Origin of the sequence: Providencia sp. PROV024 (genome assembly GCF_032709665.1) — a bacterium.
Classification (GTDB): Bacteria; Pseudomonadota; Gammaproteobacteria; order Enterobacterales; family Enterobacteriaceae; genus Providencia; species Providencia huashanensis.
Window position 1 is genome coordinate 180,141 of record NZ_CP120546.1, and the last position, 17,703, is coordinate 197,843.

Below are 17,703 nucleotides of genomic sequence, written 5' to 3' on the forward strand. Positions count from 1 at the left end.
TTTCGTCCTTTTAAATTTATATTAAATCTATTGTGAGGTAAGTATGGGTATTTATAACTCTCTGCCCGTCGTTGCACGCGCCCTGAGCGATCAGCTCGGAGTGAATGTAACTGTTGGTGGTTCTACGGCTTGTGCTTCTCAGCAAGGTTCTTCATTCACTATCAACATTCCTTTCTATAAGGATGCTGAAAAATTGTCTGACGTCCTTCTGGGTTATTTGGTTCACGAAGCTGCGCATGTCAAATACACAGAATTTCCGATTCTGAAAGAAGACATTCCTGCTCGTGCCAAACAAGGCTACAACCCAAGTGTTCTTGGTAAGTTGGTAAACATAACCGAAGATCTTCGTATTGAACGTGCGATAGGTCGTCGCTTTCCCGGAGTGCCTTCATTTCTCAAAGCGTTAAATCACTTTGTTTTTAATGAGGACACGAAACCAACTGATGATCCTGCTGTAGCATTTATCAACGGTTTACTCTTGTGTGGTTTCAAACGGTATCACGCACTTAACATTCCTGTTGATCAAGCCCAATCAGACTTCATTCGCTTATTCGGACAAAACATGTTTGATACAGCGATGGACATTCTCGGTTTGGCGATTAACGCGCCTTCCATTGCCGACTGTCTGGATATTTCCTGTCGTCTTTACGATCTTGCAGTAGATTCTTTTAACGATAATCAACAAGACCAACATGATCTGCCTCCTGAGACCGGTGACGATTCACAATCCGAACCAAGCAGTGATAACTCACAGCCTGGCGAAGATAATGATAGTGCTGACTCTAATGTAGATGCTGGCGATGGCTCTTCTGACGGTCAATCGTCTCAAGGTACTTCCGCTCAGCCTGGTAATGAACCTGAAAATGGTGACAGCCCTGCTTCTGGCAGTGATGTTTCCACCAGCGTTTCTACCAGCTCAACACCGTCTAAATCAGACCATTCAGACCCTTTTGCCAATGTCACTGATGATAATCTCAACGAGGTTATTAAAGGTGCTGGTGAACGCTTGAATGACTGTATTAAAGACAACGTTTCTCCAAGTGAACGCACACCTGCTGCTACCCCGTTCGGTATTGCTCCGGCTAAGCGTCACGCAACCAGAGAAGCTTCGGTTCTCCGAGGTGTTCAGGCTGCGTCTGGCCTTCGTCAGTCAATGCACGGGCTACTACAAGGTATGCAACAAACTCGTCGTACACACAAAGAAACGGGTCGTGTTATGGATACGCGTCGGCTGACTTCGGCTCTTTTAGGAGAAACCAAGTTATTCCGACACAAATCTAAAGCTGTTGAGTTCAACTCTGCCTTTACTGTTCTGCTTGATTCAAGCAGTTCATTGGGTTCTGACATGGTTGAAGCTGAAGCCGCTGTTGTCTCCTTGCTCTTTGCGTTGGACGGCATCAAAGGTGTTTCGACTTCGGCCTATCATTTCCCACATGCCACCGCAAATAACGTTGGCTTGCTAAAAGCGCGTGAACAAAGCTTCCGGGCTGCGGTTAACGCTAAGCAATTTGGTATTAGCGCAAATGGTTGTACGCCACTGGAACAAGCTTTATGGCCTGCGTTCAGTGACTTGCTAAATGCGCGCGCTGATCGCCATGTCATGGTCGTGGTCACTGATGGTAAGCCCGATAACTCCGGGCCTGTTATTCAGATGGTTAATGACGCGAAAAAAGAAGGTGTGATTGTTATTGGTATTGGCTTCGGCGGTGCTAATTCAAACATTATGACTTCTCTATTCGATGATACTGGTGTTGCTGTAGGTTCTGTCTCTGCCCTTCGCGGAAAGCTTCTCGAAGTCTCCCGCAAAGCTTTAACTCGTTAATTTTAAAACCTTCCTAAACAAATCCTTAGCCTCCTGCTTTGCATGAGGCCGGGTTTTTAATTCCTAAATTTATTTTAAATCTATTAAAGGTGATCAAAATGACTATGTCCAAAAATGCATTTGCTCATGAAAATCAGCTGTCCTTCAACGAACTGTTTGAAGCTGACGACCGGACTTATGAAGCAATTTGCGCTGCCAAAGATGATCGTTATGAATTGCGTTATTCGCAACAGATGGCTTACGAAATTATTCGTGACTCTCTGTACATCATGACGGCCCCCAGAAGCAACGTTGAACAGCGTGTTGATGAAATTCTCTGGATCTTCTCTGATAAAAATCAGTCGGATCTGTGCTCTTTCACTAGCTGCTGCTTCTTCGCCAAACTGGACCCAGAAGAGACTCGTATGAGTGTTCTGCATCGCTGGAAGCATGACCTGGCTGAACAAGATCGTTTAATTCAGTCGAACCACTACGATGCGCCATCAAATATGGACTTCGTTGAATCACAGCGTCGCGGTTTCGAAAAATACAAGAAGGCGTTCTATCACTACTACCCGAACGAAGCTGCTCGGAAGTGTGCATAACCGCTTAAAGAATAACGCTGGCATTTGTCAGCGTTTTACTTTCTCTTGGAGATATTCATCATGGCTAAATATATTAATTTTGATACTTCTGTCGTTGAACCACAAAGCGGCTTTACCGTTGAAATGATTGATGACCTCATTGGTTACGTGCATGGCAATTCACCAAAGCGTAGTGTTAGTTTGTTTGAAAACCTACCCGTTTTTGAAGAGTCTTTCGTGATCAATACGTACCACCCAATGGCCCCGGATTCACTAGAAATACACTTCTTCCGTGATGAGACAGGTAATTGGTGGCCGTACATGACCGTTGATGCACTGTGTTTAGTGCATACGTTAACGACATACGGCTACGGTCTGATGGGCTCAGAGGGTTAAGCAATGCTGATACCTTATGTGTCTTTCACATCAAATAAACGGTCATATTTAATCCGCGAAACCTCAATTTCTCAGTCCTGGCCTGATAGTCGCCATGCTGATGTTGAGACCTTTGTGCTCTCTACTGGCAAAGTGCTTCGCGCCACCAACATTAAACGTTTTAACTTCATCGATATTGCTGCACATCAGGATCCTATTCCTGTCACAGTAAACGATAATATTAACTTCTGAAAAGCAAAGGCCCCGTAGCGGGCCTTTCGTTTTGGTGAACTGTATGAGTGCTTGTGCATTGATTGAATACAATAACGCTTCCGCGAAACTGCGTGGCGTTGTCGTTCCGGGTGATGAAGCTTGTATTAAATATGCTTTATCACGTTGGGCAGTGATTGCATTTCGTATCCGCAATACAGACGACAAATTCACCCGCATACCGGTTGAGGATTGGATGGAAGGCATTCAGGCAACTGTTAGCCCCTCCCCTGCTCGCGAACGCATTCTGGCCGCATTGGCTCGTTGCAAGCCCGGTATCTTTTAATTTTCTAAATTCATAAATCTATTAAAGAGGTACGTATGTCTCATTCTGTCGAATTGAGCATTTACGGATTCGTATCTGAAAAGATGCGCCTTTGGCCCACTTCTGATGTTCAGGAGCAAGCTGACTTGGCGTTAATTCATTCCGATATGTTAACTGTGAAATTGCTTAACGATCGTGGACTTGGCATTGCCAATACTGCGTTTGGTATTAATCAGAACGAATCCCAGGTATTAAAGCTGGCGACTCGTTTTGCGTATTGTTGTGCATGTGGCCGTTTCTCCGACCCTAGCCTTGACCTTCTCAAAAAAGAGATAGTCATGCTTGGCCGGAGTTTGTGTTCCAGGTTCTTCGACTCAACGATGGCTGAGGCTGTTCGTTTCGTGGCACATGAGCCCGAGTTCATGAAAGAACAATGTGTTTGGTAATCCTTACCCTTCATTTTTATCTACAGGAGTATTTCTCATGCGTTACGTTACCTCTGACAATAGCTACACCACAACTTTCCCTATCGCTGTTCGCAACATCCTTTTGGAAATTGTGCCCGTTGATGAAGAAGATTACTCGCGCGGTTCTGATTTACGCGATGATCTCGGTGTGGTGATTAATGAAGAAACCTATATTGACATCAATCATCGCTTTGCTGATTTGGAAGGCGAGGTTCGGACATTGCTTGCAATGAACCGAATTGGTGTTGGTACGGAATCGTTCAATGACCCTGACTGCCCTTCGCTGTCTGTTAATCAAGCATTATTGATTAACTTGGCGATGGACTTGAATGGGGTGATTCATACCAGTTTGTACCGGGATTTGTTTAAGAAAAACTCATTCTGCGCGCAGATGTTGGTGAGTATCGTGGAGATGGCTGAGGCTGTTTTGTCTGATAATGAAGAACCGGATGTTTTCAAAGATTCTCTCTTTGGTGGTATCTACTCTCGTTACACCATCGGTTTAAAAGCACACCTGTTTCACTAATTGCTTTTTTGCTGTCCACAAACTCTCTTTCACTGGTGATGTATGAAAAACATATTTAAATTCCTGCCGCTGATTCCTGCGGTAATCATTGTAGCTGCAACGGTATTTTTCAGCTTTGATGTCATGACTATGGTAGTTGTTATTGTTGTCATGTCTGTCATTGCTGCCGGTTGTGTTGCATTGGCCGCTTATTTCATCGTGCTCATCCTTCAGGATGTCTACGGTAAAATTATGAAACTGCGTCACTCTCTATAACTTCGATTTAACTTCCCCTCCGCACAACATCCTCGTTGTGCTTAACTTCCCTCAGTGAGCCCTAAAATGAAACTTAATACCCTTCGCTTCTTCTCTCTTGTTTTTACTGTTGCAATTGCTGTCATGGTGATTGTTTTCGGTAGTCACTTTGGCATCAAGGTGACAGAGGACTTTGTCATCAAAGTTCTTTTGATTGTCTCGATGCCGATCGCGTTTACTCGCAACAAGAGCAAATCGTAATTCCAGCCTAGGGTAACCACCCAAAACCCTGTCTTCGGACAGGGTTTTTTTTTGCTTTTTTTTACCAGCCATAACCGGAGCTGCATTCACAGACAACGGAAGGATGGTAAACAAAACGCAAGCACATGCGATTCCTTCAACCCTTTGAGAACACCGGTTTTTGGCCTCATTTTGCTGGCCTTTTTTGCCGTTTTCCTTGCCTGTGTATGACAAAATGACCGCTCATTGATTCATCAGATGAGGGATTTGATGAAACTTCTCGTATGTGCTCACAGCCGTTCGATGCTCATGCCTGTTTTTAAGCTGCCAGCCATACTCTGCACTGACTCTAACCGTCTCAGCTTGCAGCGTGAACTTGAACGTAAGTACGGCGGACGCATGACCCTCGATGAGGCCTGTAAGGAAATTGGTATAAAACCCGAAAGCATCATTAAGAAGATCGGGCAACAAAGATATAGACACTATCAACTGTGCCAACAGCTTGAAAAAGCCAGGGTTTTTAAGGGGAAAAACTCCTTTTTTTGGACTGACAGGATAGCGGCAATTCTTACCAAAGGTAATGAAGATGAAATTCCAAAGTTTCAATAAAACAGTCATCGCTACCCTGGTATTTGGGGTGCTCTCTGCTCATGCGGTAGCAGAGGGTGGCAAAGATAATAAACCAAAGGCTTCCAACGGGCAGGTTACCGCTGGAGGTACCTCGTTTCTGGATGGAAAAGAAGAAGGCTGGTTCTGGAAAAAAATGCCTCCTGAACCGCCGAAAGAAATCGAACCTGAGACTACTGTTGCTAAAGCGGACAAAACCGAAGAGCAGGACAAGCAAATGCCTGTCCCTGAACCTTCCGTTGCGGTTACTCCTGAAGAGGGGCCTGAAGCCTTTACCGTGGCCTGGTACCGTGAAAACGTACAGAAATTACGTGACCGCGCAATTGACGAGCCAACCCAGGAAAACGTCCGGGCCTATTACCTTGCGCAGCGCATTATGTTGGACAAGGCGAGCCGGTTTACTGATATGGCGCGCTTAGTGACATCTACAGATCCATTGATTGATGAAAGCAGTCGTCGCTCTACGTCTACCTTCGGCGCTATGGACCAGTCTGCGGAGGCTGAAAAAAACTCACGGCTTGTTATAAAAGACATTGCCACACGCGCTGGGGTTTTCTTTTTCTTCCGTGGCGAAGATTGCTCAATCTGTGTGAAACAAGCGGCGATCATGAATACGTTCACTTACATGACCGGTATGAAAGTTATTCCAATTTCGATTGATGGTAAACCAATGCCTGGAAACATCATGGAGAACTGGCGTGCAGATACTGGTCAAGCAGCAAAATTGCAGATCACCAACACTCCTGCGCTCGCACTGGCTATTCCTCCAGAGGCAACGCGGATTCTTTCATTCGGGCCTCTCAGTGCCGATCAGTTGATATCCCGCACAATCATGATTGCACATGACTCGGGGCTCATCACCAACGAGCAGTACAAAAGCACGCTTCCATATAACGACAATGGGTATATCGATTCGAGCATCCTGAAAGATATGCCGGAAGAGTACCTGGAGAACTCGGACGACTTTATCAAATACATTCAGAAGAAATCTGGTTACGCAGCATCTACAAAGGCGAAATAACAGTAGCGGGAGTAACAAAAAATGGTTTTACAACATCAAAAATCTAAAGGGCTCAAACGCACTATCTTAGCAATATCGATTGCTCTGTCGGGTGTGTTCACGTCTTCTTCCAATGCTGCGGATATCAGTACCCAGCTCGATAGTATGTTCGGTTCAATGTCCAATGTAACTGGCGCGGGAGATTATCACAGCATTACTCGTGATGGGTACACTGGTGGGGGCTTTGTTCTCCGAAATAAACTAAGAACTCTTACGCCAGTCACAATCGATCTTCCTGCCGCGTCGGGCGGCTGTGGAGGGATCGACCTTTTTGGTGGGTCTTTCTCATTTATCAATGCCGAGCAGTTTGTTCAGATGCTACGTAACATCGCCGCTAACGCGGCTGGTCTGGCTTTTCAGCTGGCACTTAACGCAATGGATGCAGTTCTGGATAATGCCATTTCAAAAATGCAGGCTGTTGTTCAGCAAATGAACGATCTGACCGTTAACTCCTGCCAATTAGCAAAAGGATTACTGGTAGATACAGCTTCCGCATTTGGTGAAAATGCCAAAATGTCCGTGTCATCCCAACTCTCGTCTGATGGTGTTGTTGACCAGTTCAAGGCAATGTGGGGTAACTCAGGTGGTGGTGAAGCCCCAGAGAAAGTCAAAGGTGATACAGGGAAACGTAAGCCTTGTGGCGACTATGGCAACCTCATGTGGTGCTTGCTGCAAAATGGACAGTTCTCATCTCAATTCGAAGGCTCTGAGCAACAACAGAAAGAATTGGTTATGTCTCTCACTGGTACGATTATTGTTGGAAAAGATATCAGTACAGACAAAGACGGATCCATTAAAAAAAGCGTTGTTCGACTTGGCCCTCTGGCAACTAGCTCCGTGTTGGATTCTATTATTCATGGTGACCCCGCCTTCCATATGTGGAGTTGCGTAAACCAAACCGAAACGTGCGAAAACCCAGTGCAACAGCAAATTGGCTTGAATGGCGTTGCTAACACCATTAATAAATTCTTCATTGATGATGGGTATCTGGTTTCGGCAAAATCGGGTGGTGAAGTATCTAGAGAGCGGCATGAACAGGCTGGGTATTACAACGTTGGTGGCGCTGGTAATAAAGCTATCATTTTGGCAAGGCATGACCTGAACGCCAGTCATTCGTATATTCGAGCCATCTCACCTGTCCTATCCTACTCGGCTGCGAATCAATACCTCAGTGATCTACTAACGGCCGCAGCAACAGGGGCCCGTATGGCGCAGTCTAACGATGATTCTGCTTCAGCTTACTACGAAGAGATGTATAAGTTGATAGAAGATGCGCGACGTAATTTGGCAATTTCCTATAGCACATTAGCGGCCAGATACGGCGGTGAAGAGAAGATCCAGGAAACCTTCCAGTCCTACATGCAATCCCTGCCTTTAACTGAATATCAAGGTGAAGGGTCGGTAGACGGCGCACTCTAAGAGGATATGAGTAAATGACTCAGTGGAACGTATATACCGTTGGTGACATTGAATTTATGCATAATGTTTTCAACGCAGTTGCAATGCTAATGAATAGTGGGATGTTCTCAGATCTATTTCGCATTGCTGCATTGTTAGGGGTGATCGGGATTGTTATTTCATCGGCTATTTCAGCAGGTAAAACCGTCTCCTTCCAAAACATGGCCGTCTGTATTGTCATGTATATGGTGTTCTTCCAGGTTTCGGCTCGTGTCAACATCGAAGATGTTACTAGCGGACGTTTCCGTGCAGTTGATAACGTTCCGGCAGGCCTTGCAGCATCGGCCTCCATCATATCCACTGTCGGGTATTCAATTACAGAAAAAATGGAGCAAGCATTCTCCACTCCTTCAATGACTGAGTATGGTGCATTGGATCCATTGGTGGCAATGACGTCTCTTTATGACACATTAAAAAACCCAATGCGCTGGTTTTTAGCCAACGAAAAACCGCGTGTAGATTTCGCCAGAAGCGTGGAAAGTTATATGAAAACCTGCGTGACTAAAGATGTTATTCGGGGGGCGAAAACCTACTCAACTCTTTATAGAGGCACTCAAGGCGTGCAAGGGCTGAGATCTGATGACCGCTTCCAGCACGTCGTGCTTTATGATGGCAATATGGTGGGCTGGGCTCCAGGAATGGAAGATATGAAAGGTGTATCTTCACAATATTCTTGTGCAGATGCTTTTGATAAATTGATCATGCAACATGCATCCTCTTCTGACATGTTCCGTAAAGCCTACCAGCGTTCTTATGCCGCTTTGGGCCGGACTTGTCAGGGCGATGGTGACGTCTGTAATACGAGCAGAAAAGTTCAGGAGATCATGAATTTTTACAACCTAAGCGGTACAACGATGCGTGATTTCCAAATGACGATGATCATGTACCCCTACCTTCGTGATGTGCCTAAGTATGGATATGAAGCCTCCTTCCGAGGTGCCGCTGCTATCACCCGAACTCAAACGCAAACCCAACAAGCCTTCCAGTGGGCATCCTCCGGCGCGTCTTTCCTGTCTTGGATGGCGGCGTTTATGCCAATTTTCCAAGGGCTAATCTATGCTCTTACGCCATTCATGGCCTTTTTATTCGGTCTGGGCATTATGGGTGTTCGCTTGGTTATGAAATATTTTCTGGTCATTATCTGGACTCAGACTTGGATGCCACTGGCAGCAGTTGTAAACATGTACGTGCTTGTTCACACTCAAACTAACTTGTCTGCCATTTTCAATGGTATAGATCCGATTTCATTCGATAAGCTATATCTGATGCTATTTGAAACTCAAAAAAGCATCGGCCTTGCTGGGAATTTATATGCGATGATCCCTGCATTGGGTGGCTTTATCGTATGGGGTAGTTCGGTCGCCTTTAACTCACTGGCAAACTCCGCCGCTGCGCCTCACGCAGCTGATACCAAGCAGATGGCTCCTGATGTATCGAACGCGCCAGCCATGAACAACCGAAGCGCTGATGTGAACTTCGATCGCTCCAGTGGGTCTGTCATGGGTGGTGCATCTTCCGCATTGCCTAAATTTGATATGAAGCAATCTGCTTCTACTAACCTCGCCAGCGCTAAACAGAACGTCGAGTCAGCCTCGGTTGAACGCTCTGCATCAGAAGGGAAAATGTTCCAAGAGGTTGCTTCCAACATGCGAAATGGAACCCAGTCTCAACAAAGCCAGGATGCCATGCAAGCTGCTTTGGGTTCTCTAACCTCTTCCCAGCGTTCGTTTGTTCAAGATGTCGCTTCGCGTAACGGGACTTCCGAAGCTGAAGCATTGACAGCTTTGAATATGGGCTCTGTTCAAGGTAGCGCTGAGGCATCTGCTGGTTTGAAAATTGGAGGGTCTGGTGCCTCAGTTTCTGGGTCGGCATCCTTACAGCGTAATGAGTCAGCTTCAAAAGGTAAAACTCACACGGCGGACGCGAGCTACTCAAGCAGTGATAACGCTTCAAACAGTGACGCGCTAAGCTCGCAACTCAGTCAAATCAGGTCACAGTCTTCAATGGCTTATTACAGCAGCATGCAGGCAGCAGGACAAAGCACTGCGGCAACCCAACAATACGGTGAAGCTTATAAAAAACAGGAGTCGGCTCAAAAATCCTATTCTGAAGCACAACAGTATTCGATGAGTAGCTCTCTGGGCCAAAACATGAACTCAGCACAGATTGCGCAATCCATTGGAGGTAGCAACGAAGCTCAAGCCGCACTAACTCAGGTATTGGCTGGTCGCGAAGACTTATCTCAGCGGATCAACGAAGATACAGCACGCCTCTCTTCACTAGGGATGACACAGGAAGATGCGCATACATTCGCTCAGTTCAGCGCAGCGGCTTCAATAGGTCAAGCTGGCGAAGTAGCTAAACTGTCAGGTTTCGTTAGTGGAGGTTCGCAACAACCAGAGGTCAGCGCTGATGCTGCCAGGGCAAACCAAGGGATCGCAGCTAACGCAGAGCAAGCCGAAGCGCATATCGATAGTATTGCTGGTGGTGTTAATAATGGTTCAAGTTCTACCCAGGGTCAGGCAGCAGCAGGCATAGCTGGTAATTATGCCCAATCAGCACCAGGCACAGCCCAGGGGCACGTTATTGATCAGCATTTCGATAATAAAGGACAGGTTGAGAATCATGAATCCCGTTCAACCCAAGAACTCAACACTATGAGAGGCAATGCTGCACGATATGAACTGGTGAACAAATCAAATTATGGAATGACGGGGGATGCGATGCCTAAGGTTCAAAGCGCCTTAGACAAGGTTTCAAACGGCATTAAGCCGGGGGGGTTCTCTTATCAGGAAGGTTACGGTCAGGGACAGGAAATGGCTTCTCAAGTAACTGGTGTTGGAGGTGAAAGAGGCGAATACGCTAAAAATGCCATCTCACACTTGTACGGTACCGTCAAAGACAAAGACAATACGCCAGAGCAAATGGAACACGCTCGTATTCAGGCCTTCCACGCTGTCACCCTCGCAACCGGCGGTGAATATGTGAACGGTAGGCTTGAAGGCGGCGATCAGCAGCTAGCAATGGCGATTATTGGCAAGGTAGAATCCACGAAGAGCAACATGCATCGTACTGATGCTCATGTCGTAAAAGAATCTGTCGAGGCGCTGATGTCTGATAACGAGAAGAAATAACCCTTAACATACAAAAGCCTCCAGTCGGAGGCTTTTTTTTGGCCTAAAAAACTCAACCGATATAGAGCATATAAGCAGCGGGAACGCTGAGTACCAGCCAAAACATGCAAAGCGCAATGTCTCTTTGGATCCCCGGTGGTTTGGGTGGTGACTTTTTCGTGCTTATTGGAACTCTGTGAACCACAATGGGGGGTAGATAGGCTACGCCGTGTGCGCCAAATGTACTCATGTTTTACTCCCAAATATCAGTAAAAGAAAAGCACCTCGTTTTGCTGCCCTTCTTTGTTGCCCGTATACGTCATTGATTTATGCTTGCTCAATGGCGTCTCTATGCATTGATTCTCTCACAGTTCTTTCAGGTGACGAAATTTTCTGTGATACGCCTAGCCATCAATGCCTGCAATCTACAAGGTGATTACGAATGATAACCCTTTTTAGGAAAAATTGGTTTTCAAAAACGGTCTGCACGTTGTTCACGATGAGCCACTTGGGTGTAGCGATGTATGCCCCCTACGCTTACTCGGCAAACTCGGCAGCAAATGCTCAGTCAGCGGTTGAATTCTATAAGTCTCTACCCGGTCTTTCTGCAAATAGTAACGGCACTGTTCAGTATGGGGATGGTGAGGCCGTTAACTTAAATAACGTGTATCCTGGCGAGGCGTCATCCACCTCCCTGGATCAGCTGAAATCCGTGTATGGTAATGATGGTGAAACCCAAAAGTTAGGCTTTGATACTGGTTCTGCACTTGCCTCTGAATCGTCATTGCGAGGCGAAGCCTATCGCGCCGTTTCAGGCTCAACGAAAACGACTGCAAAACTGAAAGCCACGGATTCTATCTTTGACAAACACAAAGATTTCTTGGCGAACCAGGATAAATACATGCAGGATCTGGATGACTGCTCAATGACCTCCGAACTGAATACGGACGGTGTTAAGCAACACATTCCTGATTATAAAGAGTGCACTCGCACCACCAGCGTCAGTGGCACCTATCGTTTAACCCACCCTTACGTGGCAGGCTTCCTGAGCCATAGCTCCGGTTCTGCCAACATTGAAGGTTGCGGTGAAGCCTGCGTAACTCTTTGGGTGGGTAGAGTCGGCGATAACTACTGGGATGGTCGTTGTAAAATATATGAAGAATATACAGGTGTTCGCGTTTACAACCCGCAAGCCATTTCCAGTGCAAAACTGACTTACGCAACCTGGGATGATTATATGCAGATCTACCTTGGTGAGAAAAAAGTATTTGCGGGCCCTGTTGCAGGAATGAAGGATGCAGGTACTGATGGGAAATACCGACCTTGGAACTACAGCAAAGGTGAGTTATTCCCACCAGAAACCGAAGGGCCTTGCGAGTTGGATACCAGTTGGCGTGTTGATCCACAGGCTGACGTGACTCAGAACTTCCAGGAAGTACAAGACGGCGATGAACTGATTTTCAAAACACGCGTTTCAGTTTATGGCAATGGTGAAGGCTATGCGAAATTGGAAGTTCGCTACGACCCATCTAAGGCCGTTAGCAAAGATGAATGGATTGCCGACAACCAAGAAGGGTTCAATACTTTTCTGGATGCAGTCAATCAGGGTTATTGCCAAAACTATTCGGTCACCTGCAATGAAACAGTCACACCTGACGCGAATGGCTGCGCTTATATCAATGGGGTTACTGTGTGCGAAAAGGATCTTAAAACACCACCGATCGGCGGGCTTTCCCCATTCTGCCGTAGTGCAACCGTTGTATCTAACTGTGGTACTGATGCCGGAGTGAATAACTCATGCAAAGACTTTGATAATAACAATGCCTGCAAATTTATTAAGTCTTCCTGCATCACAGGCGCAGCTGGTGGGCAAAGCGGTTGTTGGCAAGCTTCTGAGACCTGGGACTGCGGTCAAGATGTTACAGTGCCAAGCACTACACAAACCGAGACTTACCAGTGTGCTGGAGCGGTGCAGTGCATCAACGGTACCTGTTTAACGCCAGAATCGGAACCTAGTGGAGACTTCCAAACGGCAGTCGCAATGCTTCAAGCGGCGACTTACGCGGTTAACGAAATGACCTGCGGTGATGAAACTATCAACGTCAATCGCACTTGCTCCTTATTCAAAGGTGAAGCTGCTACTTGTAAATCAGCACTGGGTGGCTGGGTCGATTGCTGCAACCAGCCTGTTGATGTCAGCTGGATTGAGTATCTTCAGCTAACCTACTACACCCTGAAAGTTTCAGATGCGCTGGCCGTTAAAGCGGGCATGTTCGAGCAAGGTAAAGGCATGTTCGACATGGGTTCTGAATTGGCTAACAGTGCTATTGATGCAATCACTAAACCTGCAATGTCTGCACTGGATAGCTTAACTGGTAATGCAGGGTCAGCGGTTGCAGATAAAATTGCAGATCTCGGTATCGGAGAAATGATGGATCAGGCGGTGGGCACTTTAACTAAACAAGTTGCTCAATGGACTTTGGACACCTTTGGTTCGAGCGTAACAAATGCGTTATTCCAGGCCGGGGGCACAGCTGCTGGGTCAGAATCGGTTGCTGCGGTCGGGTCCGACGGCGCATTAGCCAGTTCTGTAGAGCTGTCTTCCACCCTTACTTCCGCTATTTCCGTTGTCGGTTATGCCTACATGGCATATCAGGTTGCAAACATCTTGGTAAACATCATCTGGGCTTGTACAGCAGATGAATTTAAGCTTGCTGTGAAAAAAGAAACCAAACTTGCGACCTTCATCGATAGCTGGTGCCAATCCAAAGTGTTAGGGCAGTGCATTGAAAAACGGTCAAGTTACTGCACGTTCAACTCACAGATTGGGCGAATTTTCCAAGAACAAGGGCGCGCCCAGTTGGGCATTGGTTGGGGTGATAACAAGAATCCGGATTGCCGTGGCTTAACGTTGGAAGAGTTTGGTCGAATTGACTTCCAAAAAGTCGATCTGTCGGAATGGATTGGTTCACTTTACTCAGCCGATTTACTGCCAACGCCCGAATCAGTCAATCTCGACAGCATTACCGGTTCAGGCAGCATTCTCAACGTTGACGGTAAACGTAAAAACAGCCTCGACCGTTTCAAGGATGGCGTTGATAGCGTTGATATAAATGACCTGAAGGATAAAGCAGGCGCTTCAATACAAGTGCGTTAATCATAAAAAACCCCGCTCAGTTTTGGCGGGGTTTCTACTTTCGTCTGTAATATTAGTTTTTGAATTCAAGAACCTTACCGTTGTAAAACACATACGGAGCATGCTCTTGGGAGGCTGGCACAAACAGAGCTCGTTTTGCACCAAGGGCCACAGATAGTTCCTTCATCAATGGCATGTTTTCTTTTTTCGCCGCAAGATAGAAGAAACAGGCCGATGCGTACCCAGAGCGATACTCTTCAGGGCTGACTAAAACAGGCGGTTTTGGTAGGTGCCCGGTTTCTTTAGCTTTACTTAACGAGAACCAACTCCAGCTCTTGTCCTGCCCGCATAGTTCATATTCATTAAAACCTGCCATTTTAGGGGCGAAGGTTTTAAAGGCTTCAAACATTTGAGACTGATCTACTTCCCGGTCTCCCCCTGCCCAGGAACCGAATAAAACAACCCCATCAGTATAAGGCTGAGGTCTTTTCGCGGTTAAAAAACCTGTTAAAGCAATGAATGGATCTTTAATAGCCAACCCACCAACAACATCTGCCGTACCGGCACCTGACCGTTGAGTTTTGGCAACCTCTCCTGCTCTTACTGGATTCTCAAGTGGGAGAATACGCCCGCCGTCAACCAGCTTGTTATAGATGACATAATTATCACCTGCATCTGTAATTTGGCGCATCTCCATTGCACGGGCAAACTGTAAAGCCTCCGACGGATTGGTATCCACCGGCATCGGAACAGGTTTAGAAGCACAGCCCGTCATTGCCATTGCCAGAGTAATCAAAGAAGCGGTCAGAATCTTTTTCATGTTCGGTACCTTATTCGTAGAGTTGCAGGTAAGTAGTTTTTCGTGTTGAGAGCATAGTAACCCCGCCATGACAGCTGACGAAGAAATCTGGCTAAAAAAAATCCCCTATTGTTTAAATAAGGGATCTAACACTGTGAATTTGATTTAAATTGAATCTTTCCAAGCGGTTAGCACTTGCTGGTGGCTGCATGTCGCATCTTTCGTGCAAGGTACTTTAAGGGCTGGTTCGAAATTTCCCGGAATAAATTCCCCTTCCAGAGGGGGGATTTCTGTCTTCAGTTCCGGGTCGTAGAAAACAAAAGGTGCATTCACTTTGTTTACCACCCATCCCCAACCAACAGAATCTGGAATGATATACCCCGCCGTGGAGGAAATGTCTTTCACGATCAGCCGTTTCTTGAACTCGCCAAACTTCGACTTGCAAAGCTCGGGCGAGTCCAGCTTTTGGCACAGATTCACGCGCATATAACCGGGAGCAACCAACTGGCTGCCAGGCAACGTATGAAAAGTGCATCCCTGCAAAGCTAACGCTGTGAATATTCCAATCAAAGTTCGCGTTTGCATTAATGAGCCTTATCTTCGCAGAACGGGCACTTATGCTTTTTATTCGAACGATCACCATCAAAGGGAGTGATAAAGGACATTTTACAATGTACGCATTTCACCATTCGGATCTCATCAGAACGGAAGTCACGCGCCAGTGTCCAGGCTTCGTTCGGATGAAGCATAACATCCGCCGCAATAGTCGGTCTGAATCGCATATTTAACTCGCGATACACTTCAAACGAATCGACCACTTCACTGATGTCATCCTGATTGCTAGGGTCCTTCGCGCGACGTAGATAGATGCTCATAAAGTTGGTTGCCTCCATCTTTTTTGGCTGCGAAGCCAAGAAGGTTTCCGACAGTTTCAAGCGTCCGATTGCCACTTCTTCCTGACCGAACTGTTTTTTCAAATGGTCAATGAGTCGGTCACTTGCATTAAGCGACGTGGTAATGATACGACGACGGAAGCCCAGTTTGACCATCCGCTGTGCCAAAGCAAAAATGTCTTCATCTTTTACGAGTGCGGCTTTCATAGATCTGTGCTCCAATGTTCAAAACGTAATTGCAAATAAGCTGGCAAAGTCATGTGCGGGTTATCACTGCCAAAAACAGAGCTCCACTCCCCAGAAGCGAGCTCCCGCAGCGAACGAACCGGTTTGATATACAGTTCGCCCTTGATGATGGCGTCAATGGTTTGACTATCGTCAAGCCGCTCAATGAAATTCAACGCTTCATCGGAGCCCAACCAGTAAAATGACTCGGCCAGCGTGCCGTTGAGAATTTTCACCCTGATGCTGTACACGAGAAGTGCAAGCCGAAGAATATAGGAGTCATGCCGGACGAAGTTATCCACTTCTGTAAGTTTGCGTCCAGGCATGTAGTCAACTATAAAAACAGGTACGTTGTATGATTTAACAGATTTTGTCAGCTGCGCTAGAAGGTCTTTGTCTTTTAACACTAAGCGATCATCTTCAGACAGAACAAACGGACTGCGGAAAAAAGATTGCGCGCGTGTTTCCAGTGAAGCAGCGCAGCTCAATAGCGATATGTTTTCATTAACCATTTTCAATCAGCCTCTTCCAGATTCTGAGCACATTCGTACCGTACCAACGCGCTTTGTCACGCAGTTCCGGGTTCGGAGTGTGATAACTACCTATTGCTAAAACGATGTCATCTGGGGAGTTTTTGATAGCGTTACATAACACTTTCGCGCCAACCCGAATGTTAGTGTCTACATCCAGAAGATCCTCTGGCTTGCTGACATACTTCCCGTTCCAGCGATAGTTGACCTGGGCGATACCGATATCGGTTACTTTAGATGCGGCTATGTAGCGCTTAAGCGCGCGCTTCGCATCTTCGTAGTTTTTTGGATAGTAGGCACCGTAAACTGCATTATTCAGTGCCCAAGGGCTTGGGGCGACATAACCGCCGCCACCGGCACGCTGTTTGCTTTCCCACAAAGCAACGGCGTATAAGAGATGCGGGTCCAGACCGCATTCATTCTTGGCATGTTTTTCCCATGCCGTTCCTTTCAAATCAACCACCCCAGCTTGTGCCGGGAGTATTTGAGATGAGAGGATTACTGCTGCCACACTGGCGCTTAACAGTAATTTACCCATTTTGTTTACCCCTAACCCAACAGAGTGGCTTAGCCTAAGCGGAACCGCTTACGCGGCAACGCGGTCTCTGTATGGATCGATTTTTCAGCGTTAACATCGGTATCCCTCTCAGTAGATTGAGTATCTACTGATACCGACAATGTATTTTCGCTTCCTGCCTCGCTCTTCATCAACACCGCCCCACGCGGCTCCGAAGACTCAATATTGCTTCCTGGTATAACGGATACTGCTTCTACTGCTTTTGATGCCAACGGCTGAGCTACTTGCTGCTTTGCTAACTCAGGTTGGTTTTCAGAATAAGACGATTGTAGACCGGTCCCCACCGGCGACGAAATATTCTGCCCTGTTTTTCCTCCTTTTGCCAATTTTTGTGAGCGCGGCTTCTCGCTTACCTTTCCTTTCTTGTAGATGTTGGGCGTTGCCTCACGCCCTAACCCTTCAAGATAAGCCCTGTTCGCCAGGGCAACCAGTGCGCTACTTCTTTTGCCTGGTGGACAGGACTCAAGGTACGCAGCGAGCTCGGGACAAAGAATGTCATTAATCGTCACCCGTAACTGCATTA

At 46.6% G+C, this 17,703-nt stretch carries 20 protein-coding genes; 13 read left to right on the forward strand and 7 right to left on the reverse strand.

The features are described 5' to 3' along the window. The first annotated feature begins 43 nt into the window (after positions 1-43). From P3L56_RS22045 to P3L56_RS22080, 8 genes are all read left to right on the forward strand, one after another. A complete protein-coding gene (locus P3L56_RS22045) occupies positions 44-1,822 on the forward strand; it encodes a VWA domain-containing protein (protein ID WP_252501076.1) in 1,779 nt (592 codons plus the stop codon). A 98-nt stretch (positions 1,823-1,920) separates the two neighbouring features. Next, on the forward strand, positions 1,921-2,406 hold the full coding sequence (locus tag P3L56_RS22050) for a hypothetical protein (protein ID WP_042847230.1): 486 nt from the start codon (positions 1,921-1,923) through the stop codon (positions 2,404-2,406). A 60-nt stretch (positions 2,407-2,466) separates the two neighbouring features. Next, a complete protein-coding gene (locus P3L56_RS22055; protein ID WP_042847229.1) occupies positions 2,467-2,781 on the forward strand; it encodes a hypothetical protein in 315 nt (104 codons plus the stop codon). A gap of 3 nt (positions 2,782-2,784) precedes the next feature. After that, positions 2,785-3,012: a hypothetical protein gene (locus P3L56_RS22060; protein ID WP_042847228.1), complete on the forward strand. Its 228-nt coding sequence runs from the start codon at positions 2,785-2,787 to the stop codon at positions 3,010-3,012. 43 nt (positions 3,013-3,055) lie between these two features. Beyond that, on the forward strand, positions 3,056-3,316 hold the full coding sequence (locus P3L56_RS22065) for a hypothetical protein (RefSeq protein ID WP_042847227.1): 261 nt from the start codon (positions 3,056-3,058) through the stop codon (positions 3,314-3,316). A gap of 35 nt (positions 3,317-3,351) precedes the next feature. Continuing rightward, positions 3,352-3,741: a hypothetical protein gene (locus tag P3L56_RS22070; protein ID WP_042847226.1), complete on the forward strand. Its 390-nt coding sequence runs from the start codon at positions 3,352-3,354 to the stop codon at positions 3,739-3,741. A 37-nt stretch (positions 3,742-3,778) separates the two neighbouring features. Further along, positions 3,779-4,288: a hypothetical protein gene (locus tag P3L56_RS22075; RefSeq protein ID WP_042847225.1), complete on the forward strand. Its 510-nt coding sequence runs from the start codon at positions 3,779-3,781 to the stop codon at positions 4,286-4,288. A 42-nt stretch (positions 4,289-4,330) separates the two neighbouring features. After that, a complete protein-coding gene (locus P3L56_RS22080) occupies positions 4,331-4,543 on the forward strand; it encodes a hypothetical protein (protein WP_042847224.1) in 213 nt (70 codons plus the stop codon). A 51-nt stretch (positions 4,544-4,594) separates the two neighbouring features. On the opposite strand, the gene P3L56_RS22085 is transcribed toward P3L56_RS22080, so the two are convergent. Next, positions 4,595-4,996: a hypothetical protein gene (locus P3L56_RS22085; protein ID WP_042847223.1), complete on the reverse strand. Its 402-nt coding sequence runs from the start codon at positions 4,994-4,996 to the stop codon at positions 4,595-4,597. 36 nt (positions 4,997-5,032) lie between these two features. Between P3L56_RS22085 and P3L56_RS22090 the strand changes: the two genes are divergently transcribed. The 5 genes from P3L56_RS22090 to traN all read left to right on the forward strand — a co-directional run bounded on the left by P3L56_RS22090 (position 5,033) and on the right by traN (position 14,177). Beyond that, positions 5,033-5,371 carry a hypothetical protein gene (locus tag P3L56_RS22090; RefSeq protein ID WP_166268095.1) on the forward strand — a complete coding sequence of 113 codons (339 nt, stop codon included), beginning with the start codon at positions 5,033-5,035 and terminating at the stop codon, positions 5,369-5,371. Next, complete coding sequence (traF, locus tag P3L56_RS22095; RefSeq protein WP_042847222.1) at positions 5,349-6,410, forward strand: conjugal transfer protein TraF; 1,062 nt, start codon at positions 5,349-5,351, stop codon at positions 6,408-6,410. The genes P3L56_RS22090 and traF overlap by 23 nt, the downstream gene beginning before the upstream one ends. A gap of 21 nt (positions 6,411-6,431) precedes the next feature. Then, positions 6,432-7,868 (forward strand): conjugal transfer protein TraH, encoded by a 1,437-nt coding sequence (locus tag P3L56_RS22100; protein WP_042847221.1) that lies wholly within the window; start codon positions 6,432-6,434, stop codon positions 7,866-7,868. A gap of 14 nt (positions 7,869-7,882) precedes the next feature. Next, positions 7,883-11,041, forward strand: a complete 3,159-nt coding sequence (locus tag P3L56_RS22105) for a conjugal transfer protein TraG N-terminal domain-containing protein (protein WP_052219375.1) — start codon at positions 7,883-7,885, stop codon at positions 11,039-11,041. A 421-nt stretch (positions 11,042-11,462) separates the two neighbouring features. Beyond that, positions 11,463-14,177 carry a conjugal transfer mating pair stabilization protein TraN gene (gene traN, locus P3L56_RS22110; RefSeq protein ID WP_200129301.1) on the forward strand — a complete coding sequence of 905 codons (2,715 nt, stop codon included), beginning with the start codon at positions 11,463-11,465 and terminating at the stop codon, positions 14,175-14,177. A gap of 52 nt (positions 14,178-14,229) precedes the next feature. Here traN and P3L56_RS22115 read toward each other — a convergent pair whose 3' ends face one another. The 6 genes from P3L56_RS22115 to P3L56_RS22140 form a co-directional block, all read right to left on the reverse strand. After that, complete coding sequence (locus P3L56_RS22115) at positions 14,230-14,976, reverse strand: hypothetical protein (RefSeq protein ID WP_042847220.1); 747 nt, start codon at positions 14,974-14,976, stop codon at positions 14,230-14,232. Positions 14,977-15,120: 144 nt separating this feature from the next. Further along, on the reverse strand, positions 15,121-15,540 hold the full coding sequence (locus P3L56_RS22120) for a hypothetical protein (protein WP_042847219.1): 420 nt from the start codon (positions 15,538-15,540) through the stop codon (positions 15,121-15,123). Then, the gene (locus P3L56_RS22125; protein WP_042847218.1) at positions 15,540-16,055 is read right to left on the reverse strand and encodes a FlhC family transcriptional regulator; all 516 of its coding nucleotides are present in this window, start codon (positions 16,053-16,055) and stop codon (positions 15,540-15,542) included. Before P3L56_RS22125 ends, P3L56_RS22120 begins: the two co-directional genes overlap by 1 nt. After that, the gene (locus P3L56_RS22130; RefSeq protein WP_042847215.1) at positions 16,052-16,585 is read right to left on the reverse strand and encodes a hypothetical protein; all 534 of its coding nucleotides are present in this window, start codon (positions 16,583-16,585) and stop codon (positions 16,052-16,054) included. Before P3L56_RS22130 ends, P3L56_RS22125 begins: the two co-directional genes overlap by 4 nt. Further along, positions 16,578-17,141, reverse strand: a complete 564-nt coding sequence (locus P3L56_RS22135; protein WP_042847212.1) for a transglycosylase SLT domain-containing protein — start codon at positions 17,139-17,141, stop codon at positions 16,578-16,580. Before P3L56_RS22135 ends, P3L56_RS22130 begins: the two co-directional genes overlap by 8 nt. Before the next feature lie 29 nt (positions 17,142-17,170). Further along, positions 17,171-17,701 carry a hypothetical protein gene (locus P3L56_RS22140; RefSeq protein WP_042847210.1) on the reverse strand — a complete coding sequence of 177 codons (531 nt, stop codon included), beginning with the start codon at positions 17,699-17,701 and terminating at the stop codon, positions 17,171-17,173. Positions 17,702-17,703 lie beyond the last annotated feature (2 nt).